Source organism: Planococcus ruber, from assembly GCF_022819085.1.
GTDB classification, from domain to species: Bacteria; Bacillota; Bacilli; order Bacillales_A; family Planococcaceae; genus Planococcus; species Planococcus ruber.
In genome coordinates this window covers 1,218,530-1,237,520 of sequence record NZ_JALHAG010000001.1, presented here as the reverse complement: position 1 = coordinate 1,237,520, position 18,991 = coordinate 1,218,530, and the positions used below count along the sequence as shown (strand labels likewise).

Genomic DNA, 18,991 nt, shown 5'->3' with positions numbered 1-18,991 from the left:
CTTAATGGTGTTTCACATGATAAACAATCCGTTCTGCCAACAGCAGAACATAAGGGATCATCAACCCGATTACTGTACTGACCAAGTGAATATGCTCAGCGAACAATAATGCCATCGCTACAGCAGCTACACCTGATGCAAACCGTAATGCCGTTCCAAGCGAACGAACCTTCGAGCCTTCTGCCACCGCCCGGTCGAATTTTTCCATCCGGCGAACCAGAATCCACATATTATAAATGCCGAACAAAGTTCCGATCAACAGACCGGCGAATACCTCTTGATAAGGGGTAAACCCCCAACCAATAACGAAGGCCGCCAGGATGAAATAAATCATTCTTTTTAGTCTTGTATATATCTCCCTAAGTCCATCCATTTTTCATTTGTCTCCTGATTCGAATTTTCGGACGGTCTGCAGCATTGCCCACACACCGGCAAACATGCCCGTGAGCAAGCAGATGATTAAGAAAAGCGGGGCGGTTCCGAATTGTTCATCGAGCCACATACCTGTGAACGTACCGATGAGCACGGACCCGACAAGTTGTGAGAGGATAGCACTGTAAAGTGCCATCGCTTGTAAGGGACTTTTTGTTGGGCGCATGATAAACCCCTCGAGTTTCGTTTGATTTGACATTTTACCCCTATAAAAGAGCAGTCGCATCAGGCTTTCGGAACAACATCTATATGTAAGAAAACCTTCTCATGCATACCCTTTGTAAGCATACAATAGGGGTAAAATCATGTCAATTCCTAGAAGTGAAAAACTTCACAAGCAAATACCCTCCGACATATTCTTGACAAATTCGTGTCCGACATGTCCTCTCAACCATTTCGCCGCTTATTTCTCAGAAAAATAAGTGTGCAGCGCTTCAACGATCCGGCGTGAAGCCTCTCCGTCCCCGTAAGGGTTTGAAGCATGCGACATTTCTTTATAGGCGCTTTCATCTGTCAACAATTCTTTTGCCATTGAATAGATCGTTTCTTCTTCTGTTCCGGCAAGTTTCAATGTGCCAGCATCGATTCCTTCCGGGCGTTCTGTCGTATCGCGAAGAACGAGTACCGGCTTGCCTAGCGACGGAGCTTCTTCCTGGACGCCGCCTGAATCTGTCAGTATAAAGAATGAACGTGCCGCAAAGTTATGGAAATCCAAGACTTCCAGCGGTTCGATCAAATGGATGCGCGAATCGCGTCCGAGAATTTCATCTGCCACTTCACGAACTGCCGGATTCATATGCACCGGGTACACGACTTGGATGTCATCGTGTTCTTGAATCAACCGTTTGATGGCACGGAACATATTGCGCATCGGCTCGCCTAAGTTTTCACGGCGGTGGGCTGTCAACAAGATCATCCGGTCTTCGCCGATCTTTTCAAGGATCGGATGGCTATACGTTTCACGCACAGTCGTTTTCAACGCATCGATTGCTGTATTGCCGGTAATGTAGATGGTTTCTTCTTTTTTGTTTTCATTGCGCAAATTCTGTGCAGATTTTTCAGTCGGCGAAAAGTGGATATCGGCCATTACGCCCGTCAGTTGGCGGTTCATCTCTTCCGGATACGGCGAGTATTTATTGTGCGTACGCAAGCCTGCTTCTACATGGCCGATGGCAATCTGATTGTAGAACGCTGCCAAGCTCGCCACGAAAGTTGTTGTTGTATCGCCGTGCACCAACACGATGTCCGGCTGCGCTTTTTTCATCACTTCGTCTAAGCCAAGCAAAGCACGCGTCGTGACGTCGCTCAATGATTGGCGGTCTTTCATAATATTCAAATCGTAATCCGGCGTAATCTGAAATGTCTCAAGCACTTGATCGAGCATCTGTCTATGCTGAGCTGTTACCGTCACAATCGGCTCGATTGTTTCCGGATGCTTTTGAAGCTCGAGCACTAGAGGCGCCATTTTGATTGCTTCCGGGCGCGTGCCAAAGATCGTCATTACTTTCCACTTTTTCGTCAAACTAATCAACCTCGTTTTCATATTATTTGAGTTAGGAAATGATTGCCTCTGCTTACAGCAATCGCTTCCGCTTTTCTTATTTCGTGCCGAACAATCTGTCGCCGGCATCTCCAAGTCCTGGAACGATGTAACCGTGGTCATTCAATTTCTCATCAAGTGCCGCAATGTAAATATCCACATCCGGATGCGCTTTTTGCAAAGCTTCTACACCTTCTGGAGCTGCGATGATGCACATGAAGCGGATTTTGACAGCTCCACGTTTTTTAAGTGAGTTTACTGCTTCAATGGCAGATCCTCCTGTAGCAAGCATCGGGTCTACAACAATTAACTCGCGCTCTTGGACATCTGACGGCATTTTAAAGTAGTATTCAACCGGCTGCAAAGTTTCCGGGTCACGGTAAAGGCCGATATGCCCGACTTTTGCCGCTGGAATCAATTTCAAAATTCCATCGACCATGCCGATTCCTGCACGGAGAATTGGGACGACGCCTAATTTCTTCCCTGCCAGTATTTTCGAAGTCGTCATTTGGACGGGCGTTTCAACTTCAATATCCTCCAACGGTAAATCTCTCGTAATCTCAAAAGCCATCAATGTAGCAATTTCGTCTACCAATTCGCGGAATTCTTTTGTTCCTGTGGATTTATCACGGATATAAGTCACTTTATGCTGGATCAACGGATGATCAAATACATGTACTTTTCCCACGGCACATCTCTCCTCTTTAAAATTTATCTTAACTAGTATAACAGAAAATTTAGGCCGCTTGGGCTTGTAGTTCGCATTGCAATTTTTCAGTTAATTGTCATCCGCCGCTCAAAAATCGGCAAAATAAAAAACCGAAGCGAAAAACTCCGGTTTGTTTATAAAAGGTTGGCTTCTTCGAGCGACATCGGACGGTAATAGAAATAGCCCTGCCCTACCCGGCAGCCGAGCGAAACTAATATGCTTCGCTGCTGCTCTGTTTCGATGCCTTCTGCGACAGCAGTCATGTTCAAGTTTTCCGCCAGTTGAATGATCGTTCTGACGATCGCAAGCGTTCCGTGTTCATGCATATTGGAAATGAATGAACGATCGATTTTAATTTCACTGACCGGCAGCTTCTGCAAATAACTGAGCGATGAATAGCCCGTTCCGAAATCATCCACAGAGCTTGTGAAGCCGTAGCGGTTTAATTTCTTAAACACCTGATGGGCGGTTTCGATATCCACGAAGCCGATCCGCTCGGTGATTTCAAGTTGGATCCATTTGTGTTCAATGCCGTATTCAGCCATTCGGTCAACTAAATGTGGAATGAACGAATGGTGGAAGAAATGATCAGCTGAGATATTGACAGCGACCTGGCGCAATTCAAGCCCCAGTTCTTTGCGCTTTTTCAGCCAGGTAAGCACCCGTTTAAAAACAACTTGTTCCAATAGACGGATTTTGCCGTTCTTTTCCGCTGCCGGAATGAAGACATCCGGTGCAATACTGCCAAGCTCCGGAGAATTCCAACGGGCCAAAGCTTCAAAGCTGATGATTTTTCCTGATTTCAAATCCACTTTCGGCTGAAGGTGGACATCGATTTCCTCGCGGCGCAGCGCAGCCGATAATTCATTGGCGATCCGCAAGTCCCTCATCATGAAATCATCGTGTTCATTTTCAAAATAACAGATGGATTCCCCCGCCCGCAATTTTGCTTTTGACAGCGCGCTGTCTGCATAGCGGATCAGTTCTTTCTCATCTTGCTGTTTCGGCGTAATCAGTGCGACGCCCATTTTTAACGTTAAAAACAATTCCATATCTTGCACATTGGTCGGTTCGATCACACATTGCGATAACTTTTCTAAATACGCAGGCACATCGCCTAACGGATTCAAGTTGACTAACGCGATGGTCGAATCGGAAAAGCGTGCGATGACATGATTTGCAGACATGCCAGCTCTTAAGAAACGTTTGCCGATTTCCCGGATGAGTGCATCTCCTGCAGTATGGCCGTACTGGTCGACTACTTTAATATATTCATCTGCTGAAACGAAAGCGACAAAGCCCTCTTTCTTTTCATCCAGCAATTCTTTTAACTCATTGATGAAATAATTCCGGTTCGGCAAAGCGGTTTCTTTATCGGTATACGCTAAACGCAAGATTTCTTCTTGCTGCTGCGAATACCTTACCGTCAAAGACACAATGGAGCCAATCTGCTCCACGAAGGCAATGTCCTCTTCAGTCGGCAATGTCTTGTCTGTGAAATAGATGCCGAATGTCCCGATTGCTTTGTCATTTGCGTCATCGATCGGCACCGACCAGCTGGAAGTAAGGTGAAGCTCCTCCACCAGATATTGATGGCCATTCCACAGCGGACTCGCCTTCATGTCTTCCACTATGACTGTTTGATTGGTGTGGAAAGCGGCTCCGCACGTACCCGTCACCGGAGAAGACTGAATTTGCTCGACTTTATCATGAAATTCACTTGGCATCGATTTTCCGGCCCCTACTTGAAAGTAGCCGGCATCATTGACAAAAAGCACCGTGCATTTCGTATCGTCTTTGAAAAAAGATTCCACTGTATCGCATGCTTTTTGAAGCAAAAAGCTCAACAGATAGCCTTTTCCCATATCGTTATGGATTTGCTGCTGCAAATTGATCAATGCTTCTGCGCGCTTGCGGTCGGTAATATCCCGCTGCAGCATGATCGTGAACGTAAAGTCCGTTTCATGCATGATAATTGGCTGGATCGTGATTTCGTTCCAGAAAGGCAGCCCGTCTTTGCGATAATTAACGATTTCAAAAATGCCCGCTTTTTTCGATTCCATGCAGTTTCTGATTTTCTGTCCGACCCGTTTATCCGTTTTCGAGCCATGCATAAACTTGCCATTCTGCCCCAAAACTTCCTCTTCCTCGTAGCCGCTCATCTCTAAAAAGGATTGGTTGGCATAAATGATCGGATGGTTTTCCAACTCTGTATTCAGCACAATAAAACCTGTCTGGAATTCCATTCCCAAACGCCGCAGCCAATTAATGATCACTTTTTTCTCTTCATGTATTTCGTGAGTCGGCATACGCGGTTCACCCAGCTTCCCTTAGTTAATGTATTCTATGTATGGCAGGTTTCTGAAGAAAATAGGAATAAGTAACATTTTTAACGAAATTCCCCGTTTTCCTCCCAAAATAGAGAGAGTGTTTTTCAAAAAAGAGGAAAAAATACAGCTGCCTAACTTACTCCTTGGCAGCTGTATTCCCTTATTTGTATAATGGAAAACTAGCTGTGAGCTTTGCAGTGCGTTCAGCAGCTTCTTTTTTCGCATTTTCATCCTCAGGATTTTTCAGCAAGGATGCAATAATCGATGCAATTTCTTTCATTTCCGGTTCTTTAAAGCCGCGTGAAGTGACAGCCGGCGTTCCTAAACGGATGCCTGACGTGACAAACGGGCTTTCCGGATCATATGGAATCGTATTTTTATTTGTCGTGATTCCGACTTCATCCAATACGTGCTCCGCCACTTTTCCGGTTAGACCGAGTGAACGAAGGTCAATCAGCATCAAGTGGTTGTCTGTTCCGCCAGAGACGATATCTACGCCTTCAGCTTTCAATCCTTCAGCCAGTGCATTGGCATTTTTTACCACTTGTTCGATATAAGTTTTAAATTCAGGCTGCTGCGCTTCGCCAAATGCAACCGCTTTTGCAGCAATGACGTGCATTAACGGCCCGCCTTGAATTCCCGGGAAAATCGTTTTATCGATTTTCTTAGCAAATTCCTCTTTGCAAAGAATCAACCCGCCGCGAGGCCCGCGCAAAGTTTTATGTGTGGTCGATGTGACGAAATGGGCATGCGGAACCGGGTTTGGATGGGCACCGACTGCAACAAGTCCCGCAATATGCGCCATATCCACCATTAAATACGCGCCAACTTCATCCGCGATTTCACGGAATTTAGCAAAGTCCAGTTGGCGTGAATAAGCACTTGTTCCAGCAACAATCATTTTCGGTTTGTGCTCAAGAGCGGCCTGTCGAACCGTTTCATAATCGATCAGTTGATTGTCTTCTGTTACCCCGTACTCGACGAAATTGTACTGCATTCCACTGAAATTCACTTTACTGCCATGCGTTAAATGTCCGCCATGGTTCAAGTTCATCCCTAAAATCGTGTCGCCTTTTTCTAGAACCGCGGTATAAACGGCCATATTGGCTTGTGATCCGGAATGCGGCTGTACGTTGGCATGGTCCGCGCCGAAGATTTCTTTCAGGCGATCACGAGCAATGTTTTCTACGATATCCACATATTCGCAGCCGCCGTAATAGCGTTTGTTTGGATAACCTTCAGCATACTTATTCGTAAGTACTGAGCCTTGGGCGTCCATCACTGCTTGTGATACAAAGTTTTCAGATGCGATAAGTTCGATGTTCGATTCCTGACGTTCTTTTTCCGCTTGCATTGCTTCATAAACTGCCTGGTCCTGCGTCTTAATCAATTCCATCTGTTATTCCCTCCTGTAGTTGAACAAGCTCACGATCGTACCTAGCGCGTTCCCCGCCAATCAATTTCGGCCGAGTGGTTGCAGCTGAGACAATCGCTTCTCCTACTAGTTTAACAGAAGTTCGCACAGGAACGGCTACTCTTTTTAAATGCATGCCAATCATTGTCTGTCCGATGTCGATTCCGGCATGCGCCTGCACTTCTTCCACAACAACCGGATCTTTTAAATTTGAATAAGCGAATGCGCTCATCGAACCCCCCGCTTTTGGCACCGGCACGACTGACACAGGCTCCCAGCCGTATTTTTCAGCTGCTTCCCGCTCGAGTGTCAACGCCCGATTGATATGCTCGCATCCTTGGAAAGCCAAAAAGATCCGGTGGCGGTCTGCAAAATTCTGCAAGGGTTCAAACAAACTTTCGGCTATATCCAGGCCGCCAGCTGTCCCGATCCGTTTGCCTACAACTTCTGAAGTTGAGCAGCCGACGACAAATACTTGGCCATTTTTAAATTGAATTTCCTGCTCCAATTCACTTAAAGCTTCTTCAAGCTGTAATTGCCATAAGGGTTGCATGCCAGCCACTCCTTCAGTTTTTTATTTTTCCAAATCCGAGATTTTTTGAACGCGTTTTTGGTGGCGTCCGCCTTCGAATTCTTCAGTCAGCCACGTCTCTGCAATTTCACGCGCGAGTCCGGGGCCGATAACGCGTTCGCCCATTGCCAGAACGTTTGAATCATTATGCCCTCTTGTCGCTTTTGCACTGAATACATCATGCACAAGCGCGCAACGGATGCCTTTTACTTTGTTAGCGGCAATGGACATGCCAATTCCTGTCCCGCAAATAAGGATGCCGCGGTCAAATTCTCCGCTGGCGACTCTTTCCGCAACCGGTGTTGCATAATCCGGATAGTCGACCGAGTCATCTGTATGCGGCCCAAAATCTTGATATTCCATGCCAAGTTCGTTTAATAAGTTGACGATTTCTTTACGAAGATTATTTCCGCCGTGATCTGATGAGATTGCAATTTTCATTAAAAACCCTCTTTTCTTTTCGGATAAAGCGAAACGCCAAACTGCATTCCACTTACTTTTGCTTCGCTGGGAGATTTTCGTTCACACGAGTTCCCTCAACGATGGTTCACTTTATTTTAACATCATTATATGAAAAAACATACAAACCCGCATAGGCTTGTATGTTATCGCTCCATTTCTCTATTCAATTTCCCAGCCACTTGGTTGATCAGGCCGTGCAGTTCATTGAACGTAGACTGATAAGTGGATAAAGAGCCGCCGTACGGATCGCTGACGTCTGCTGCAGAACCGTTTGCAAATTCTTTTAATGTGTAGATTTTTGTCGCGTATTCAGGAAAATTCTGCAGCAGGAATGTCCGATGCGATTCGGTCATCGTCAAGATCAATGTTGCCCATTCCATATCTTCAGGCATCAGCTGTTTAGAGGTGTGGGCAAAGTCGATTCCTTGATCGCCTAAAACCGTTTGGGCATGGGACGACATCGGCGATTCTCCAGCAAAGATGCCGGCGGAACGAACTTCCACACCCGGCAGTTGCTTCGCTGTTAAAATGGCTTCCGCCATCGGGCTTCTGCATGTATTCCCGGTACAAACAAAGAAAATATTCATGTTATTTCCCCTCTTTTCGCATCATTAACTGAACCATTTATGGTCAGCTGCTTTTTCTAACCGATTCATCATCGCTTCACTTCGATTGGCATCTGCAGAAATTGCCGCCAAAATTAAATCCGCATCCGTTTGATCGCATTTGCGCAAGCTAGCATAAAGCGTTTCCTCTGAAAGCGGGAAACAATAATCCGCACTCGGGTGTTTCTCCGAACTTAGAATGGCCACTTTTTTGCCGTCATTTTGCACATGCGCTATCGCCTTCTCTATTAGCCCGTCTGTCTTTTCAATCAAATAGACCGGTGCTTCAGGCGCATAATGGATATATTTCATTCCCGGTGATTTGGGGATATTCCCTTGAATTTCTGAAGACAGCCGGACGGTGCCGATCACCGCTTCTAAATCTTTTTTTGTGATCTTGCCGGGACGAAGGATCACCGGCGGTTCACTGGTCATATCCAATACGGTCGATTCAATCCCTATCATCGTCGCACCGCCATCCAAAATCAATGGAATAGTCCCTTCCATATCGTGATAGACATGCTCCGCTAACGTCGGGCTCGGCTTGCCGCTTGTATTGGCACTTGGTGCCGCAATCGGCAATTTCACACGCTTCAGCAAATTCAAGGCTACCGGGTGGTTCGGCACTCGAATTCCAACTGTGGATAGGCTGGCTGTGACGTTTTCAGCAAAAACGCCTGGTTTCGTTTGCAGAATCAACGTCAGTGCTCCAGGCCAGAAGGTTTCCATGCATTGAATCGCTTTCGGGCCAACATTTTGCACGTAATTCAACGCACTTTCTTTTGAATCCACATGAACGATTAATGGATTGTCTGCCGGGCGCCCTTTCGCAGCAAAGATTTTTGCCACTGCCTCTGCATTTGTAGCATCCGCTCCAAGCCCATAAACAGTTTCCGTCGGAAAAGCAACAACTTCACCAGTTTGCAGCATTTCCACAGCCTGTGAATAAGTTTCTTCTTTATTCACATTCCTATCCACAAGTATGGTTTCCGTTTCCATATAAACATCTCCTATTATCACTAGTTTTTGATGAAGTTATGCACAATTCGTGGATAACTTCATCTATTCTGTTTAAAATATGTTGGCAACTTATTCGTTTATGCAAAAAACCATCCGGTCCTTTTTGTTGATATCTTTTTTTACATATACATTCGCTTCCGGAAAAGCAGCTTTTAGGAAGGCTCTCACGGCTTCTCCCTGTGCATAACCGATTTCAAAGCCGATAATGCTGGGTTTATCCACAATTTCCGGAAGTCCTGCAGCCATTTTTTCATACAATGCCAAGCCTTCATTTTCTGCAAATAAAGCAGTATGAGGTTCGAAATCACGTACACTGTCCGATAAATCAGGGGCTTCTTCGTAGCCGATATACGGAGGATTGGATAATACAATATCCCATTTCCGCTCTTTGACCGGTTCCAGCAAATCTCCTGATTCAAACGCGACATCTGCATTCAAACGCTTGGCATTGTCTTTCGCAACCGCTAAAGCTTCTTCTGAAATATCCGTTGCTGTCACTTTCGCAGCCGGCAACTCGCATTTCATGGTGATCGCAATCACACCGCTACCTGTGCCTATATCCGCGATTGAAGGATTGCCTTCCGGGAAATAGCGAGCGGCTATTTTTAAAGTTTCTTCAATCAGCTCTTCTGTTTCCGGCCTCGGAATTAGCACTTGCGCATTGACTCGGAAAGAGCGTCCATAAAACTCTTCGGTGCCCGTTATATGCTGAACCGGCGTACCGGATGCATGCAATTCAATTTTATCCCAAAACTCGCGGAATTTCTCTTCTTCCAACTCTTCGCGCATTGAAGCAAGCAGCCCTGCATGGGAGAGTCCCAGCTCATGCTGGAGGATAATCCGCGCAGCCGCTTCTTCACGGCCATTGCTCTTTAAAAAAGAAGAAGCCCCTTGGAGGGCCTCGAAAATGTATTTTCTATTAGTCATTGTTTAAGCTTTCCATTCTGGCTGATTGCTCTTCAATGATCAAAGCATCAATGACTTCATCCATCTTGCCTTGAAGAATCTGATCCAGTTTTTGGATCGTCAAGCCGATCCGGTGATCTGTAACGCGGTTTTGCGGGAAGTTATACGTACGGATCCGCTCAGAACGATCGCCTGTTCCGACTGCTGATTTCCGGACCGCATCATATTCCGCTTGCGCTTCTTGTTGGAATTTATCGTATACACGGGCACGAAGCACTTTCATCGCACTCGCTTTGTTCTTGATCTGGGATTTTTCATCCTGGCACGTTACCACTGTATTGGTCGGAATATGGGTCAAACGGACAGCCGACATTGTCGTGTTGACCGACTGGCCCCCTGCACCAGATGATGCATATGTGTCGACACGGATGTCGTTGTCATGGATTTCAACTTCCACTTCTTCCACTTCCGGCAGGCAAGCGACTGTTGCTGTCGAAGTATGGATCCGGCCGCCTGATTCCGTTTCCGGAACCCGCTGCACCCGGTGGGCACCATTTTCATATTTCAATTTTGAATAAGCGCCTTTTCCGGTAACCATGAAGACCAATTCCTTGAATCCGCCGAGCCCTGTCGGATTGGAATCCATGATGCTCACTTTCCAGCCATTTGATTCAGCAAATCGGCTGTACATGCGGTAAAGGTCCCCCGCAAACAGCGCCGCTTCGTCTCCGCCGGCAGCTCCCCGGATTTCCATGATCACGTTTTTGTCGTCATTCGGGTCTTTCGGAATCAATAATACATGTAAACGGTCTTCAATCGCTTTCGCTTGCGCTTCCAATTCGTTCACTTCTTCTTTGACCATTTCACGCATCTCGGCATCAAGCTTCTCATCGAACATCGCTTTTGCATCATTCAACTGGGAAGTGATTTCTTTGTATTCGCGGTATGCTTCCACTGTTTCCTGCAAATCCGACTGCTCTTTTGAGTAATCGCGCAATTTGTTTGTATCGCTGACAATCGCCGGGTCGCTTAATAACTCATTTAAGCGGTCGTACCTGTCTTCTACTGCTTGTAATCTATCGAACATTGCTGCTTCACCTCTAATTCACATATTTATACTTAAACTATATAAGTTGGATGAAAGAAGTAGCATTAATACACCGCTTCGGCGCTATGGACACGGCTTAGCGCATGTCCCCGGCAAGCGCAGCTGTTTTGCGGAATATCGGTTTGTACAAATCATTAGTTCAACTTATATAACGATTTAATTAATATAACGGGCAAAAAAATAGTTTCACCTTGTTTAGGAAGCTTCCAACATAAGCTATTTCGCCACTGTCACGCCAGCAGGCACTTCATGGTGATGGCGGCAGCGGGGCTCATAGGCTTCTGAAGCGCCGACTAATATGGTCGGGTCGTCAGAACCAGCGGGCTTGCCGTCAATCAGGCGCTGCGTCCGGCTTGCTGGAGATCCGCAAACGGTGCAAACGGCTTGAAGTTTTGTCACTTGTTCGGCGATCGACAATAGAATCGGCATCGGCCCGAATGGACGTCCTCTGAAATCCTGGTCTAAACCGGCAACAATTACACGAAATCCGTGGTCTGCTAATTTCTGGACATTCTCAATGATCTGTTCATCGAAGAATTGAGCTTCATCAATAGCGATTACGTCGAAATCATCGGAGATATAGTCCCAGATTTCCTTTGAATGCTGAATCGGCAAGGCAATCACTGTTGCGCCATTATGGGAAACAACCGCTTCTTTGCTGTAGCGGTCATCGATTTTCGGTTTAAAAACTGCAATCTTTTGTTTGGCAAATTGTGCGCGGCGCACACGGCGGATCAACTCTTCTGATTTCCCCGAAAACATGCTTCCGCAAATCAGTTCAACCCAACCGGATTGTTTCATAACGTACATAAATAAGCCCCTTTCAAACAACTTTATCATTATTCATCATACCCAAAATCGGGCTGAATTACTGCTTTTTTCTCGATTATGTAAAAGATTTAACGCTCAAAATGTGTCTTTAAACGAAAAAATACCTGCTTCGCGTTTTCGCGCAAAGCAGGTATATTCTTTACTATTACTGGTTGATTTCTTCTTTGATGCCGTATTTTTTGTTGAAACGGTCTACGCGGCCATCTGCTGCTGCGAATTTCTGACGTCCAGTGTAGAATGGATGACATTCAGAGCAAAGCTCGACGTTGATGTTTTCTTTTACAGAACCTGTTGTGAAAGAGTTCCCGCAAGAGCAAGTTACTGTAGCTTGTTTGTAGTCTGGATGAATACCTGTTTTCATTATTGTTTCTCCTCCCGCCCTGAACCATCTGGAACAGAGTTTAATAATCTATTTTGACTATTGCCTTACATGGCTCTTTAGGCCATATATGCAATAGCACTGTTTTAATTCACTCTCATAATCATAACAAATCTTTCGCTCATTTGCAACTAATTAGATCATCTTTTTAGTGCTTCGATGAGCTTTCAATTCGCTGTTAAGCTGTTCAAAAAATTCTTCATTGGATTTTGTTTGGCCGAGCTTTTTCAAGAAACGCTCCCCGAAATCCGGTGAATCCGAGAAAGTTTTGCGGATCGTCCAAAGCTTATCGAGCTGATCGGCTCCGATGAGCAATTCTTCTTTCCGCGTTCCTGAACGGCGGATATCGAGCGCCGGGAAAATGCGGCGTTCCGCTAAACTGCGGTCCAAATGCAATTCCATGTTGCCCGTTCCTTTAAATTCTTCGTAGATGACTTCATCCATCCGTGAACCGGTATCGACTAATGCTGTCGCAAGAATGGTCAAACTGCCGCCTTCTTCAATATTGCGCGCGGCTCCGAAGAATCGTTTCGGCCGGTGGAAAGCGGCTGGATCAATCCCTCCTGATAGTGTACGCCCACTTGGAGGAATGACCAAATTATATGCTCGCGCAAGGCGTGTGATGGAATCCATTAATATGATAACATCCCGCTTGTGTTCGACCAAGCGCATTGCTCGCTCTAATACAAGCTCAGCCACTTTCACATGATTTTCCGGAACTTCATCGAATGTGGAAGAAACCACGTCGGCATTGACGGACCGTTCAATATCGGTCACTTCTTCCGGACGCTCATCAATCAACAGCACAATCAATTCCGCTTCCGGATGGTTGGTCGTAATGGAATTAGCGATTTCTTTCAATAGCATCGTTTTGCCGGCTTTCGGCGGAGCGACAATCAATCCGCGCTGCCCAAATCCGACTGGGGCAACCAAATCCATGATCCGTGTTGATAAATGTTTTGGCGACGTTTCCAGACGGATATGGCGGTCCGGGTAAAGCGGCGTCAATCCCGGGAAATGGACACGTTCTTTTGCCACTTCCGGATCTTCGCCGTTCACGGCTTCGACTTGCAGCAATCCGAAATAGCGTTCATTTTCTTTTGGCGGACGGACTTTCCCCGAAACTTTATCGCCATTTCTCAAATCGAAGCGGCGGATTTGCGACGCGGAAATATAGATGTCCTGAGAACTTGGCGAGTAATTGATCGGGCGCAAGAAACCAAAGCCTTCGGACTGGATGATTTCTAGCACGCCTTCCATGAAGAAAAATCCTTCTTGTTCCGCACGGGTTTTCAAGATAGCAAAAATCAATTCTTTTTTCGTCAATTTGCTGTAATTCGTCAATTTATATTCTTTTGCTAAATTATAAAGTTCTTTTAGCGTCATATTTTCCAATGCGGAAATTGTTATCGTTGTCATGTGTCAGACACCACTCTTAGTCATTTTTTAGGGTTAATTTGTTGAGGATCAGTCGTTGCAATGATTGGAAGATCTTTAAAGAAGGAGTCCGGCATAGAGCCGGACCCATTGAGAAGCAGGATCATTAATCGTGCATGACAAGATTCGGTTTTTTCTTCAAGCTGTGACGGCCTTCGATAAAGCGGACAGTTCCTGATTTCGCACGCATAACTAAAGTGTGGCTTTCTGCAAAACCGCCTTTTAGTTGAACGCCGCGAAGCAACTCGCCGTCCGTTACACCTGTTGCCGCAAATATCGCATCGTCGCCTTTTACTAAGTCGTCCATTTTCAGGACTTTCGTAACGTCGATTCCCATATCGATGCAGCGCTGTGCTTCTTCTTCGTTTTGCGGCAATAGTTTGCCCTGCAATTCGCCGCCGAGGCATTTCAAGCCGACTGCAGCGATCACGCCTTCCGGTGCGCCGCCAATTCCAAACAGAATATCGACGCCTGTCTGGTCAAAAGCCGTATTGATGGCACCAGCCACGTCGCCGTCGTCGATCAGTTTGATCCGGGCTCCGGCTTCGCGGATTTCATGAATGATTTGATCATGCCGCGGACGGTTCATCACAGTCGCCACCAAGTCTTCTATGTCTTTGTTTTTCGCTTTTGCCACTGCCCGGAGATTCTCGATGACGGGTGCGTTAATATCAATTTTGCCAACCGATTCAGGGCCCACTGCAATTTTTTCCATGTACATATCCGGTGCATTCAATAAATTTCCGCGGTCGGCAATCGCCAATACTGCAAGAGCGTTCCAGCCCCCGGCTGCGACAATATTCGTTCCTTCCAAAGGATCGACTGCCACGTCCACTTCCGGACCTTGCCCCGTTCCGAGTTCTTCACCGATATAAAGCATCGGAGCTTCATCCATTTCGCCTTCGCCAATGACGACGACTCCGCGCATCGGAATCGTATCAAATACATTTCTCATTGCAGTAGTCGCTGCATCGTCAGCTTCGTTTTTCAGTCCACGGCCCATCCACTTTGAGGATGCAATAGCTGCCGCTTCTGTAATGCGCACCAATTCCATCGATAAACTTCGTTCCATCATTCATTTCCTCCAGTTCAGCTATTTGTTCATTTTTTGCAGCCTGTTTACATCAGCCAAAAAGAAGTCAATTCGCGCTGCGTCCGAAATCAGATTTTGCGCTGCTGACCGGATCGATCGTTTCTCGGCGGATATCAGCACCCAGCCCCTGCAATTTTTGGACAATCGCAGAATAGCCGCGTTCGATATGGTAAATTTCACGGATTTCAGTTTCACCGTCAGCCAGCAAACCCGCGATGATCAATGCCGCACCGGCACGCAAATCAGATGCTACAACAGTAGCGGAAGTCAATGGCGTCGGCCCGGTAATAATTGCAGCCCGGCCTTCCACACGACCACTTGCATTCATGCGGCGAAGTTCATCGATATGTTTGAAACGAGCCGAATAAATTGTATCGGTAATCATCGAAGAGCCGGTTGCCTGCGTCATCAATACAGAGAACGGCTGCTGCAGATCGGTTGCGAATCCAGGGTACACAAGCGTTTTCACATCAATCGCCTGCAATTTTTCAGCTTTTGGAATGTAAATGGATTCTTCGCCTTCTTGCACGTCCACGCCCATTTCACGCAGTTTCGCGGTTAAAGCTTCCATATGGAAGGGAATGACGTTATCGATCGTGATGCCATCTCCAACTGCCGCCGCCATGATCATGAATGTACCGGCTTCAATACGGTCTGGAATGATCGTATGGTTCGTGCCATGCAATTCTTCAACGCCGTCAATCCGGATTACATTGGTCCCTGCCCCTTTGATTTTCGCTCCCATATTCGTCAGTAAAGTAGCAACATCAATGATTTCGGGTTCTTTAGCCGCATTTTCAATAACGGTCTGCCCTTTTGCAAGCACTGCCGCCAGCATGATATTGATCGTCGCGCCAACACTCACGACATCCAGATAGATTTTCGCTCCGCGAAGCTCATCTGCACGCAAATAAATCGCACCGTGTTCGTTTGTAACTTTCGCTCCAAGCGCTTCAAATCCTTTGATGTGCTGATCGATTGGACGAGGCCCTAAAAAGCAGCCGCCCGGCAAACCGATGGCTGCGTGCTTAAATCGTCCAAGCATAGCGCCCATCATATAATAGGAAGCACGGAGTTTTTTAACGTTTCCATTTGGCAGAGGGATATCAACCATATTGGTCGGATCGATGTTCATGGTTCCGTCTTCGAAAGAAACTTCTCCACCGATCTCTTCAAGAATATTTTTCAGTGTCCAGACGTCAGAAATTTCCGGTAAACCTTCGATTTGCACAGGTGAATTCGCTAAAATTGATGCAGGAATCAAAGCCACTGCACTGTTTTTTGCGCCATTCACTTTAATCGTGCCCGACAAGCGTTTACCGCCTTTTACTTTATATACATCCATCAGATCTAATTTCTCCTTTGCCTTACTTCGAGAATCAGCAGATTTAAACAATTGGCCTGCTGATTCTTGAAATTTGATTGCCGTGCCGTTTTACTTTGCCTCTTCTTCAACTGAGCGTTTTTCCCAATCTGCCAAGAATGCTTCGATGCCTTTGTCAGTCAATGGGTGCTTGAACATTTGCTGCATGACTTTGATCGGCATCGTTCCGATATGGGCACCGTTTAGAGCTGCGTCCGTTACGTGCTGCGGATGGCGGATTGAAGCGGCAATGATTTCGGCTTTGATGTCATGGATAGCAAAAATATCTGCAATTGTCGCAATCAAATCCATGCCGTTATGTCCGATATCATCTAAGCGCCCAAGGAAAGGAGAAACATATGAAGCACCGGCACGAGCTGCAAGAAGAGCTTGGTTCGCACTGAAAATCAACGTAACGTTTACTTTAATGCCTTCTGCTGCAAGTGTTGAACATGCTTTCAAACCATCTGGAGTCATTGGCAATTTCACCGTGATGTTTGGCGCAAGTGCAGCCAGTTCACGGCCTTCTTTGATCATGCCCTCTGCATCAAGTGCGATAACTTCGCCGCTGATTGAACCGTCGACCAAAGCTGCAATTTCTTTTAAGCGGTCATGGAAAGAAACGTTTTTCTCTTTCGCCACTAGGGACGGGTTTGTCGTTACGCCTGAAAGGATGCCCCATGAATGCGCTTCTTTGATTTCTTCGAAGTTTGCTGTATCAATAAAAAATTTCATTGTTGTTTTCCTCCTGTAATTTGGAAAAAGGAAGAAGAGACCACTCGGACGCTTCTCCCTTTCCCAGTTTTAGTTTATGGTTTTGCCGGTCAATCGATTACGCTTTGTTCGAACTTCCGAATTCACGCATTTTGCCGATGACTGTCGCTTTGATTGCATCGCGTGCCGGCGTCAAGTATTTGCGCGGATCATACATTTCCGCGTCTTTAGCCAATGCTTCGCGGACCGCTTTCGCAGACGCAATCTGGTTTTCTGTATTGACGTTGATTTTCGCTGTTCCAAGTGATACAGAACGTTGAATGTCTTTTGTCGGAATGCCTGTGCCGCCGTGCAAGACAAGCGGAACATCACATAGTTGAGAGATTTCTTCCATTTCTTTAAAACCTAAATTCGGTTCGCCTTTATAAGGTCCGTGGACAGATCCTAGAGCTGGCGCTAAACAATCGATGCCTGTCTGGTCAACGAGCTGCTTGCATTCCTGCGGATCTGCGTAGATCACGCCGTCAGCGATGACATCGTCTTCCTGGCCGCCTACAGTTCCAAGCTCCGCTTCAACAGAAACGTTGTGCTGATGCGCGTACTCTACCACTTGTTTTGTGATTTCGACGTTTTCTTCGAATGGGTGATGCGAAGCATCAATCATGACAGATGTAAATCCAGCATCAATCGCTTCTTTGCATTTTTCAAAGCTAGAACCGTGATCTAGGTGAATCGCCACTGGCACTGTAATTTTGTAATCATGCATTAAGCCTTTCACCATATGTACTACAGTGGTGAAACCGCCCATATAACGCGCTGCCCCTTCAGATACGCCTAAAATTACCGGCGAGTTTTCTTCTTGTGCAGCTTGTAAAATTGCTTGGGTAAACTCGAGGTTATTCAAATTGAATTGACCGATTGCATAACCTTCCTGTTTCCCTTTGATCATCATATCTTTCATTGAAACTAATGCCATTCACAATTCCTCCTAAGCTCTACTCTTATCCAAATATCCTTTATACTATACCAAAAACGCTGTGCTTTCGCCACTTCTGCGTGTATCAGTCTGCCAACAATTGCTTTACAGCTTCGCGTATCTCGAATACATCGAACGGTTTTGTAAAATAACAGGATGCTCCGTTGGTGATTGATTCTTCGATCAGGTCCAGTTCGCCGTAAGCGGTCATCATGATGACTTGGACGTCCGGCTGGATCTGCTTTAAATTCTTTAAGATTTCAATGCCGTCCATTCCTGGAATTTTCATATCGAGCAAGACGATATCCAATTGCTTTTCGCCTGCCGTTTGAAGGGCTTGGTTGCCATTTGCAGCCGTCAAGGTATCGTACCCCTCTTTTTTAAATACTTCATTCAATAAAAGACGGATTCCCATCTGGTCATCTACAATCAATATCGTTTTCAACCGTATTGCTCCCTTCTCTTCCAGCTTTCTCCACTCTAATTTCATTCTACTGAATCGCCGCTTTTATTTCCACCAATACTTTCCAGTTCTTTTTTAGCCATTTTGGATTTGGACAGCCGGAAAGCTTAATCTTTTCTTTTGTTTGGCTATAATGAAAAGAGAGGTGAAGGAAATGAAAATGTTGGCTACTCAAACCGCCGGGCTGCTTCAGCGCCTGGCAAAGCAGGAAGAAGCTGTTGAAGACACGGCAAGAGTGTTGGCGCAAGCTGCAGTCGGCGAAGGGAACATCTTTCTCGCAGCTTTCGGTGAAATGAAAGCCGTTGTCGAGACGGCGCTAAACGGCGTTGAACCGCTTGCAAGCGCCGTCGATTGGAAGCCTGACAGCATTCTGACGAGCGCAGACCGTGTATGGATTCTGGCCCCGAATGATGAAGGCGATGAACTGGCTGGACGCTTGAACGATGCAGGTATTCCGTTTGCCATGGTGACGGGCGTTGCAAGAGAGCTAGAAGCCGATGCGTTCATTTCACTCGGCATTTCCAAGGGCCTTATTCCTACAGACGACGGCGGGCGCACGTTGGTTCCTTATGCAATGGGTGCCTTGTTTATTTACCACGCTGTCAAACTGATCATCGACGAAATGCTCGCCGAATAAA

At 46.3% G+C, this 18,991-nt stretch carries 21 protein-coding genes; 1 reads left to right on the top strand and 20 read right to left on the bottom strand.

All coding sequences use genetic code 11. The features are described 5' to 3' along the window. Position 1: 1 nt before the first annotated feature. The 20 genes from MTR82_RS06305 to MTR82_RS06210 all read right to left on the bottom strand — a co-directional run bounded on the left by MTR82_RS06305 (position 2) and on the right by MTR82_RS06210 (position 18,335). A complete protein-coding gene (locus tag MTR82_RS06305) occupies positions 2–373 on the bottom strand; it encodes an ATP synthase subunit I (RefSeq protein WP_235197080.1) in 372 nt (123 codons plus the stop codon). A 3-nt stretch (positions 374–376) separates the two neighbouring features. Continuing rightward, positions 377–598: an AtpZ/AtpI family protein gene (locus tag MTR82_RS06300; protein WP_052654389.1), complete on the bottom strand. Its 222-nt coding sequence runs from the start codon at positions 596–598 to the stop codon at positions 377–379. A gap of 237 nt (positions 599–835) precedes the next feature. Next, entirely contained in the window at positions 836–1,954 is a 1,119-nt protein-coding gene (gene wecB, locus MTR82_RS06295; protein ID WP_052650685.1) for a non-hydrolyzing UDP-N-acetylglucosamine 2-epimerase, read from the bottom strand. Between the two features lie 76 nt (positions 1,955–2,030). Further along, positions 2,031–2,660, bottom strand: coding sequence for a uracil phosphoribosyltransferase (upp, locus tag MTR82_RS06290; protein ID WP_052650684.1), 630 nt, complete (start codon positions 2,658–2,660; stop codon positions 2,031–2,033). Between the two features lie 155 nt (positions 2,661–2,815). Further along, the gene (locus tag MTR82_RS06285) at positions 2,816–4,990 is read right to left on the bottom strand and encodes an EAL domain-containing protein (RefSeq protein WP_246808325.1); all 2,175 of its coding nucleotides are present in this window, start codon (positions 4,988–4,990) and stop codon (positions 2,816–2,818) included. Positions 4,991–5,171: 181 nt separating this feature from the next. After that, positions 5,172–6,407: a serine hydroxymethyltransferase gene (locus MTR82_RS06280; protein ID WP_246808324.1), complete on the bottom strand. Its 1,236-nt coding sequence runs from the start codon at positions 6,405–6,407 to the stop codon at positions 5,172–5,174. Then, on the bottom strand, positions 6,394–6,978 hold the full coding sequence (locus MTR82_RS06275; RefSeq protein WP_052650681.1) for a TIGR01440 family protein: 585 nt from the start codon (positions 6,976–6,978) through the stop codon (positions 6,394–6,396). Before MTR82_RS06275 ends, MTR82_RS06280 begins: the two co-directional genes overlap by 14 nt. Positions 6,979–6,999: 21 nt before the next feature. After that, on the bottom strand, positions 7,000–7,437 hold the full coding sequence (gene rpiB, locus MTR82_RS06270; protein WP_052650680.1) for a ribose 5-phosphate isomerase B: 438 nt from the start codon (positions 7,435–7,437) through the stop codon (positions 7,000–7,002). Between the two features lie 164 nt (positions 7,438–7,601). Next, a complete protein-coding gene (locus tag MTR82_RS06265) occupies positions 7,602–8,045 on the bottom strand; it encodes a low molecular weight protein arginine phosphatase (protein ID WP_052650679.1) in 444 nt (147 codons plus the stop codon). A 24-nt stretch (positions 8,046–8,069) separates the two neighbouring features. Then, positions 8,070–9,062 carry an L-threonylcarbamoyladenylate synthase gene (locus tag MTR82_RS06260; RefSeq protein WP_246808323.1) on the bottom strand — a complete coding sequence of 331 codons (993 nt, stop codon included), beginning with the start codon at positions 9,060–9,062 and terminating at the stop codon, positions 8,070–8,072. Between the two features lie 90 nt (positions 9,063–9,152). Then, positions 9,153–10,010 carry a peptide chain release factor N(5)-glutamine methyltransferase gene (gene prmC, locus MTR82_RS06255; protein ID WP_246808320.1) on the bottom strand — a complete coding sequence of 286 codons (858 nt, stop codon included), beginning with the start codon at positions 10,008–10,010 and terminating at the stop codon, positions 9,153–9,155. Then, the gene (prfA, locus tag MTR82_RS06250) at positions 10,003–11,076 is read right to left on the bottom strand and encodes a peptide chain release factor 1 (protein WP_052650676.1); all 1,074 of its coding nucleotides are present in this window, start codon (positions 11,074–11,076) and stop codon (positions 10,003–10,005) included. The genes prmC and prfA overlap by 8 nt, the downstream gene beginning before the upstream one ends. A 237-nt stretch (positions 11,077–11,313) precedes the next feature. Continuing rightward, entirely contained in the window at positions 11,314–11,907 is a 594-nt protein-coding gene (locus MTR82_RS06245) for a thymidine kinase (protein WP_052650675.1), read from the bottom strand. Between the two features lie 166 nt (positions 11,908–12,073). Further along, entirely contained in the window at positions 12,074–12,289 is a 216-nt protein-coding gene (gene rpmE / locus MTR82_RS06240) for a 50S ribosomal protein L31 (RefSeq protein ID WP_036809761.1), read from the bottom strand. A gap of 153 nt (positions 12,290–12,442) precedes the next feature. Then, positions 12,443–13,726, bottom strand: coding sequence for a transcription termination factor Rho (gene rho, locus MTR82_RS06235; protein WP_052650674.1), 1,284 nt, complete (start codon positions 13,724–13,726; stop codon positions 12,443–12,445). Positions 13,727–13,850: 124 nt separating this feature from the next. Further along, on the bottom strand, positions 13,851–14,816 hold the full coding sequence (gene glpX, locus MTR82_RS06230; protein ID WP_052654387.1) for a class II fructose-bisphosphatase: 966 nt from the start codon (positions 14,814–14,816) through the stop codon (positions 13,851–13,853). A gap of 67 nt (positions 14,817–14,883) precedes the next feature. Then, a complete protein-coding gene (locus MTR82_RS06225; protein ID WP_246808319.1) occupies positions 14,884–16,182 on the bottom strand; it encodes a UDP-N-acetylglucosamine 1-carboxyvinyltransferase in 1,299 nt (432 codons plus the stop codon). A gap of 90 nt (positions 16,183–16,272) precedes the next feature. Continuing rightward, a complete protein-coding gene (gene fsa, locus MTR82_RS06220) occupies positions 16,273–16,935 on the bottom strand; it encodes a fructose-6-phosphate aldolase (RefSeq protein WP_052650672.1) in 663 nt (220 codons plus the stop codon). 97 nt (positions 16,936–17,032) lie between these two features. Next, entirely contained in the window at positions 17,033–17,890 is an 858-nt protein-coding gene (locus MTR82_RS06215) for a class II fructose-bisphosphate aldolase (RefSeq protein WP_052650671.1), read from the bottom strand. Positions 17,891–17,975: 85 nt separating this feature from the next. Continuing rightward, positions 17,976–18,335, bottom strand: a complete 360-nt coding sequence (locus MTR82_RS06210) for a response regulator (RefSeq protein ID WP_279576973.1) — start codon at positions 18,333–18,335, stop codon at positions 17,976–17,978. Between the two features lie 172 nt (positions 18,336–18,507). Between MTR82_RS06210 and MTR82_RS06205 the strand changes: the two genes are divergently transcribed. Continuing rightward, positions 18,508–18,990, top strand: coding sequence for a DUF2529 family protein (locus MTR82_RS06205; RefSeq protein ID WP_246808317.1), 483 nt, complete (start codon positions 18,508–18,510; stop codon positions 18,988–18,990). Position 18,991: the final 1 nt, after the last annotated feature.